This is a genomic window from Pseudomonas sp. (assembly GCF_026224925.1).
GTDB lineage: Bacteria > Pseudomonadota > Gammaproteobacteria > Pseudomonadales > Pseudomonadaceae > Aquipseudomonas.
The window spans coordinates 1-6,021 of the sequence record NZ_JAMFRV010000055.1; the positions used below are offsets into that span (position 1 = coordinate 1).

The window sequence follows — 6,021 nt, forward strand, 5'->3', positions numbered from 1 at the left end:
CAGGTTGACCCGGTCGCCCAGACTGACCGCTTGCGGCGTCATGCTCAGGGCTTCGACCCGCACCTGCGCCTTTGCCCCGGCCCCCATGATGGTCAGCGCGCGACGGTCGCCTTTTTTGATCAGCGAGCGTAACGCGTGGCGCGCAACCCAGGCCGTACGCGGGTCTTCCAATGACCAGCTTTCGACGAGATCAAGCACCCACTCGGGGTTGTCTTTGGTAATGTCGTTGAGGTGGTTGGCCACTGATTTACGCACATACAGGCTGTCGTCCGCTTTCAAGTTGTTGAGGATTGGCAGCACTGGCGATGGGTCGACGGTGAGCGTTTCAAGACGAAACGACCATGGCAGGCGCGGCCGGCTGCCTTCACTGGCCAAGCGTCTAACGTGCTCATCGGGGTCCTTGGACATTTTCTGCATCAATTTCAATGCGCGTTGAAAATCCAGGCGCAAGAAGTGCCGAATGGCGAATTCCGACGAGCCAAATCCGGTGAAATACTTTAGCGCCGCTATGGATAGTTCAAAGTCCTCCTGGCCGTACAAGGCGACGTACTCGGGCAAAATCATGCTGACAAAACCGCTGTTCAAACGCGGTGCCAGCTGCTTGAGGATGTGTAGCGCTTGCGGGTAATCGGCTGGCAGGCCGGCGTGCAGGCACTGGCTGACGCGGTTTAAACGCTGCATCACCGACAGCGCATCCAGACCTTCAGATGCCCGTTGCATAAACGCTGCGACGTCGAATGCCGAGTACACCGCAGCCGTTTCTTCGGCGATGTGTTGCAGGCGCGCAGCGTTGAAAATTTCCTTCAGCGCCGGGGCGGCCTGTTCGGGTTGATTGCTCATAAATTCGAAGGTTCTCGGCGTTGATGTACTGGGTGCCGCAACTTCACGCGGCAATTGTTATCAAAAAGTTGTCGTTACCATTTCTAACAGAAGGTAGGTGATGAAGAGTATTAAGCGATGTACCGCAACCTTGATGCTGAGCGCGGTGTTGGGTATGGCGATGGTCAGTGTGGCCCAAGCAGACGCCAATGACCCAGGCGGCACTCCTGACCGCAACAGCACGTTCAGCAATAATCCTTACAACAGCCCGACCCGCCGCGCCAACCCTAATAGTCGGCAGGGTACAGAGTCCAGTATTCCGTCCAATCGCAGCAATCCACAGACCAATCCTCGGCCGCCAACCCTGGAAAACGGTGGGATTGGCAACGGCAGTCAAAATCGCCAGCCCGCACCACAGCCGCCTTCGAGTACCCCGGACAGGGGCCTGAATAGATAGGAATTGCTCATGCTGCGTACTTTTCGTCCAACTGTTTTTTTTATGCGTAAAACATTGATCGCCGCCGCGTGTACAGGCGCCTTGCTCGGGCTCTCGATGAGCGCGTCCGCCGGGCCGACCCAGAGGCTCGACAGCGAGCTGGGTACGGTCAGTGTCGATCAAGTGACTAAAGGCCTGAATCATCCTTGGGCGCTGGCGTTCTTGCCGAGTCGACAGGGGATGCTGGTCACTGAGCGGCCGGGTAACCTGCGTATTGTTTCCTTTGATGGCAAGCTTTCCAAACCGCTTTCGGGTGTGCCCAAAGTCTGGGCGCAGGGGCAGGGCGGTTTGCTTGATGTGGTCCTGTCGCCTGATTTCAGCAATGACCGATTGGTCTATTTGTCATATGCCGAAGGGGGTGGTGAAGGCGGGACTGCGGGCACTGCGGTTGGCCGTGGTCGTCTGTCGAAAGACATGACCTCGCTGGATGACTTCAAAGTGATCTTCCGCCAAGAGCCCAAGTTATCCACAGGCAACCATTTTGGCTCGCGGCTGGTGTTCGACCGTGACGGTTACCTGTTCATCACCTTGGGTGAAAACAACAACCGTCCGACGGCGCAGGATCTGGACAAGCTGCAAGGCAAGGTCGTGAGGATCTTCCCTGATGGCCGAGTGCCGGACGATAACCCGTTTCTTGGACAGGCAGGCGTGCGGCCAGAAATTTGGTCTTATGGCCACCGCAATCCACAAGGCGCGGCGCTGAACCCATGGACCGGTACGTTGTGGACCCATGAGCATGGGCCAAAAGGCGGGGATGAAGTGAACGTGATCGAGCGCGGGAAAAACTACGGTTGGCCACTCGCAACCCATGGCGTCGATTATTCCGGGCAGCCGATTTCCGAGGCTAAAGGCAAGGTCGCCGAAGGCACTGTGGCGCCCAAGCATGTCTGGGAGGTGTCCCCTGCCGTCAGCGGCATGGCGTTCTATGATTCTGACCATTTCAAGGCTTGGGATCACAACCTGTTCATCGGCGCATTAGGCGCGCAGCAGTTAATCCGCCTGCAATTCGACGGCGATAAGGTCGTTCATGAAGAGCGCCTGCTGGGCGAATTGAAAGCACGGATTCGTGACGTAAGAATGGGCCCTGACGGGTATTTGTATGTGCTGACCGACGAGCAGGATGGGGCGTTGTTAAAGGTGGGATTGGAGTAGCTGCCTGCGCAAACCACCGCCAATACCACCGCCTCTGTGGGAGATTCTATGTTTGAGGGCAATCCACAGATCCCGGTGGGTGCGAACTTGTTCGCGATAGGTAGCGCCGCGGTATGTCTGATAAACCGGGTCGTCTGCTTCCCGAACAAGTTCGGTCCCACCGAATCTCAGCATGCCGCCGGATTTGGGGCAATCCACAAAGCTTGCGAAGGACGCGACACGGTCTGCCAGATCAGCCCACATTAGATATCTCACTGATATCCAGTTTTTTACCGGCAAACGATCACTCAACTATCTTGCTTGTCCTTGAGCACTTCACCGGTTTTGGCATCCAGGTCTACGTCCCATTCAACGCCTTTGGCGTCGCGCAGTTCGGTCTTGTAGATGTACCGGCCGTAGGAGTTTTCAAGCTCGGTGCTGTGGATAGTCGTGCCCGGATGTTTGAGCAGCGCCGCTTTATTCAACGCTTCGAAATCCATCACGGTGCCGGCTTTGAGTAAACGGACCGCTTCGTCGGGGCCTACGTCGGCTTGGGCGAAGCCAGCGATGGCGGTCAAAGCGAGGGTCGCGAATACAGCGTTCATGGTTTTCATCAGCGGTTTCCTTGGGCTTTACCTGTTGGGTTGCCGCCACCTTAACCACCCTTGCTTAACCCACCCTTAATTCAGCGTGCAGAGAAGCGTGGCAGTAAACCAGGCACTGCGTGCACCAGCGCGTTTATCGCAAAGCCAATGAACATAACGCCGCAGATACGCGTAATGGCCACCTCGTGACGCACATACAACGCCCGTACATGCCGCGCGCCGACAATCGCGACAACGATGGCGTACGCCGCGATACCACCGATGAAACTCAGCACTATCATCGCCGGTAGCATCGACCAGTCCAGCAACTCGGCACGGGTAGAAATCAGCGCCGTAAAGGTCGCCACCGCCACCGGGTATGCCTTGGGGTTGGTCAGACCGAAGGTCACGCCATGCCAAAATGGTTGCCGGGCGACGCCTTGAGGCTGATCGCCACTGCTGCGTTTGGCGCGAATGGCACGCATCCCAAGCCAGAACAGGTACAGCCCGCTCAACACCCCAAGCACATCAAACGCGGTACTGCCGATGACCCTGGCACCGACAATCGCGACCAATGCCGTACTGCACCAGACCACATCACCCAGCAGGTGTCCGCTGAGAAACGCGGCCCCCGCTCGCCGCCCTTGGGCTGCACCGATGCCGAACACCGCCAATACGCCGGGGCCGGGGGTGATGCCATAGATAAAGCCTGAGGCAAGAACAGCTAACAGCAGCGAAAGAGTCATACCGGCATTCCTTGAAAGGTCGCGGGGGAGTTTAATCCACACGGCAGGGTCAAACCCTGACCTCACCGAATTTATTCGTGATGGGCTTATTGTGGTCCTCCCGAAACACCACTCCCCATTTTTCAACTGGAGAACAGACGCATGAAAGTCGGATTTGTTGGACTCGGCAACATGGGCCAGGCCATGGCCAGCAACCTGTTGAAAGGCGGCCATGAACTGCTGGTCTGGAATCGCTCGCCAGCGCCAGTGCAAAAACTAGTGGCGCTTGGGGCAAAAGCGGCGACTGATCCGCAGCAGGCGTTCGATGTCGATGTGGTGTTCAGCATGCTCGCCGATGATCAAGCGCTACGCTCGGTATTGCTGGACTCAGGTCTGCTGAAAACCCTCAAAGCGCCGTTGATTCACGTCAACATGGCGACCATTGCAGTGGCCTTCGCGCAGGAACTCGCGGGATTGCACCAGGCCCAAGGTGTCGCCTATATCGCCGCACCCGTGATGGGGCGTCCCGACGTAGCCGCCAGCGCCAACCTGAATATTCTGGCTGCCGGTCCGGCAGCGGCTATCGCGCAGGTCCAGCCGTTGTTCGACCTCATTGGACGCAAGACCTGGCCCCTGGGTGAGCAGGCCTCAAGTGCCAACGTGATGAAGCTCGCGGTTAATTTCATGCTCGCGTCGGCCATCGAATCCATGGGCGAGGCGGCGGTGTTGGTTGGCGCATACGGTATCGAGTCGGCGCAGTTGATCGACTTGATATCCAACAGTATTTTTCCGGGGCCGGTCTACCAAGGCTACGGCGCGCTGATCGCCGAGCGCCGCTACGAACCCGCCGCCTTTAAGGCCTCATTGGGCCTTAAAGATGTCGGCTTGGCGCTGGCCGCAGCAGAGCGGGTGTCGGTGGCATTGCCCATGGCGCAGTTGGTCCATGAAAGCCTGCTGGACGCCCAAGCGCACGACGAGGGCCACATGGACTTGGCCGTGCTGGGCCAGGTCGCCGAACGCAGGGCCAAGCGTGGCTAAACCACTACGACGCTAGCGCGGATTTCGTCTGGCCACTGCTGACCTCAAACTGTCCGACCAGTTTTTGCAGTTTGTTGGCGTTGAGTCGCACGATTTCCGCGCTGTTCTGCAACACCACAACGGTCTCGCGCATTTCGCCCGAGGCCAGGTCCACGCGTTTTATGGTTTTGCCGTAGTCCAGGCTTCGGTCGCTGAGCTGCTGAATAATGTTGATCATGCTTTCCACTTCTTGATGCAACTGGGCATTTTCAGAAGAGGCGTCTTGTGTGGCACGTAAGTGGTTGTCGACGTCTTGCACGCCGCTCTCCATAAACGCCACCGCTTGTTGAGTTTCGCTTTGCAGGCCTTCGACCATGTGTTTGATGTCGTCGGCAGCACTGGCGGTACGGATCGCAAGGCTGCGCACTTCGTCGGCCACCACCGCAAAACCACGGCCATGCTCACCGGCCCTGGCAGCTTCGATGGCCGCGTTGAGTGCCAGCAAATTGGTCTGGTTAGTGATGTTAGTAATCAGGCCGACGATGTTGCTGATTTGCCCCATCCGGTTGTCCAGCGACTGCACACTGGACGCCGAACGTTCCACCACATCGCGGATGGACTGAGTCCCGACGCGGACCGACTCGAACTGTTCACGGGCGCGACGAACAACGTCATCCATGGCGCGCTTCTTCTGCTCGGCAGTCAACGAAGCCTGATCGATTTCGCCCAACTGACCGTCGACGATCACCATCATGCGATTCACCGCATCGGTCACTTCGCTGGACGTGAAGCCGGCTTCCTGACTGCTGCCGAGCATCAGCTCATTGGTTTTACCCATGCTGCGAGACGCATGAATCACTTGGCCCACCACCGAATCGAGGTGGTCGATGAAGCTATTGATCCAACGGCCCATGTCGCCGGTTTCGTCATTGGCCATTTTGTCGGTGCTCAAGCGCTGGCGCAGGTTGCCTTCGCCTTCGGCGATCGTGCGGATAACGTCGGTCATTTCACTGAGGCGCGCCGCCAGACGTTTTGGCCCGAATGAGGAAAACAGCAGGGCAGTTACCACCATGCTCAGGACCTGGACAATATCAATCTGATCCTGGCTTAGGCCGCTGTAATGCTGAACCAGGTAGTTGCAGGCGAACAGGCCGCCCATGGTCGCCAGATAAGGCTTCATAAGCCCGTAGCTCAACGACCGACGCCGGTAGACTTCTTCCAGGTCAGCTTCGCACATCATGCCCCAACG

At 57.8% G+C, this 6,021-nt stretch carries 7 protein-coding genes; 3 read left to right on the plus strand and 4 right to left on the minus strand.

What is annotated here, in order from left to right:
- Nucleotides 1–840 (minus strand): DNA alkylation repair protein (locus tag M0974_RS02390; RefSeq protein WP_297832229.1); only part of this gene is annotated, 840 nt, incomplete at its 3' end.
- 154 nt (nucleotides 841–994) lie between these two features.
- On the opposite strand from M0974_RS02390, the gene M0974_RS02395 reads away from it, so the two are divergent.
- Together M0974_RS02395 and M0974_RS02400 are read left to right on the plus strand one after the other, a co-directional pair.
- On the plus strand, nucleotides 995–1,276 hold the full coding sequence (locus M0974_RS02395) for a hypothetical protein (protein ID WP_297832239.1): 282 nt from the start codon (nucleotides 995–997) through the stop codon (nucleotides 1,274–1,276).
- Nucleotides 1,277–1,372: 96 nt separating this feature from the next.
- Nucleotides 1,373–2,467, plus strand: coding sequence for a PQQ-dependent sugar dehydrogenase (locus M0974_RS02400; protein ID WP_297832243.1), 1,095 nt, complete (start codon nucleotides 1,373–1,375; stop codon nucleotides 2,465–2,467).
- Between the two features lie 287 nt (nucleotides 2,468–2,754).
- Here M0974_RS02400 and M0974_RS02405 read toward each other — a convergent pair whose 3' ends face one another.
- Both M0974_RS02405 and M0974_RS02410 read right to left on the minus strand, forming a co-directional pair.
- Complete coding sequence (locus M0974_RS02405) at nucleotides 2,755–3,060, minus strand: PepSY domain-containing protein (RefSeq protein WP_297832232.1); 306 nt, start codon at nucleotides 3,058–3,060, stop codon at nucleotides 2,755–2,757.
- A gap of 71 nt (nucleotides 3,061–3,131) precedes the next feature.
- A complete protein-coding gene (locus M0974_RS02410) occupies nucleotides 3,132–3,776 on the minus strand; it encodes a LysE family translocator (protein WP_297832235.1) in 645 nt (214 codons plus the stop codon).
- Nucleotides 3,777–3,902: 126 nt separating this feature from the next.
- Here M0974_RS02410 and M0974_RS02415 point away from each other — a divergent pair, with 126 nt between their 5' ends.
- Nucleotides 3,903–4,793: an NAD(P)-dependent oxidoreductase gene (locus M0974_RS02415; protein WP_297832246.1), complete on the plus strand. Its 891-nt coding sequence runs from the start codon at nucleotides 3,903–3,905 to the stop codon at nucleotides 4,791–4,793.
- Between the two features lie 4 nt (nucleotides 4,794–4,797).
- On the opposite strand, the gene M0974_RS02420 is transcribed toward M0974_RS02415, so the two are convergent.
- A partial coding sequence (locus M0974_RS02420) for a methyl-accepting chemotaxis protein (RefSeq protein ID WP_297832237.1) occupies nucleotides 4,798–6,021 on the minus strand: 1,224 nt, incomplete at its 5' end.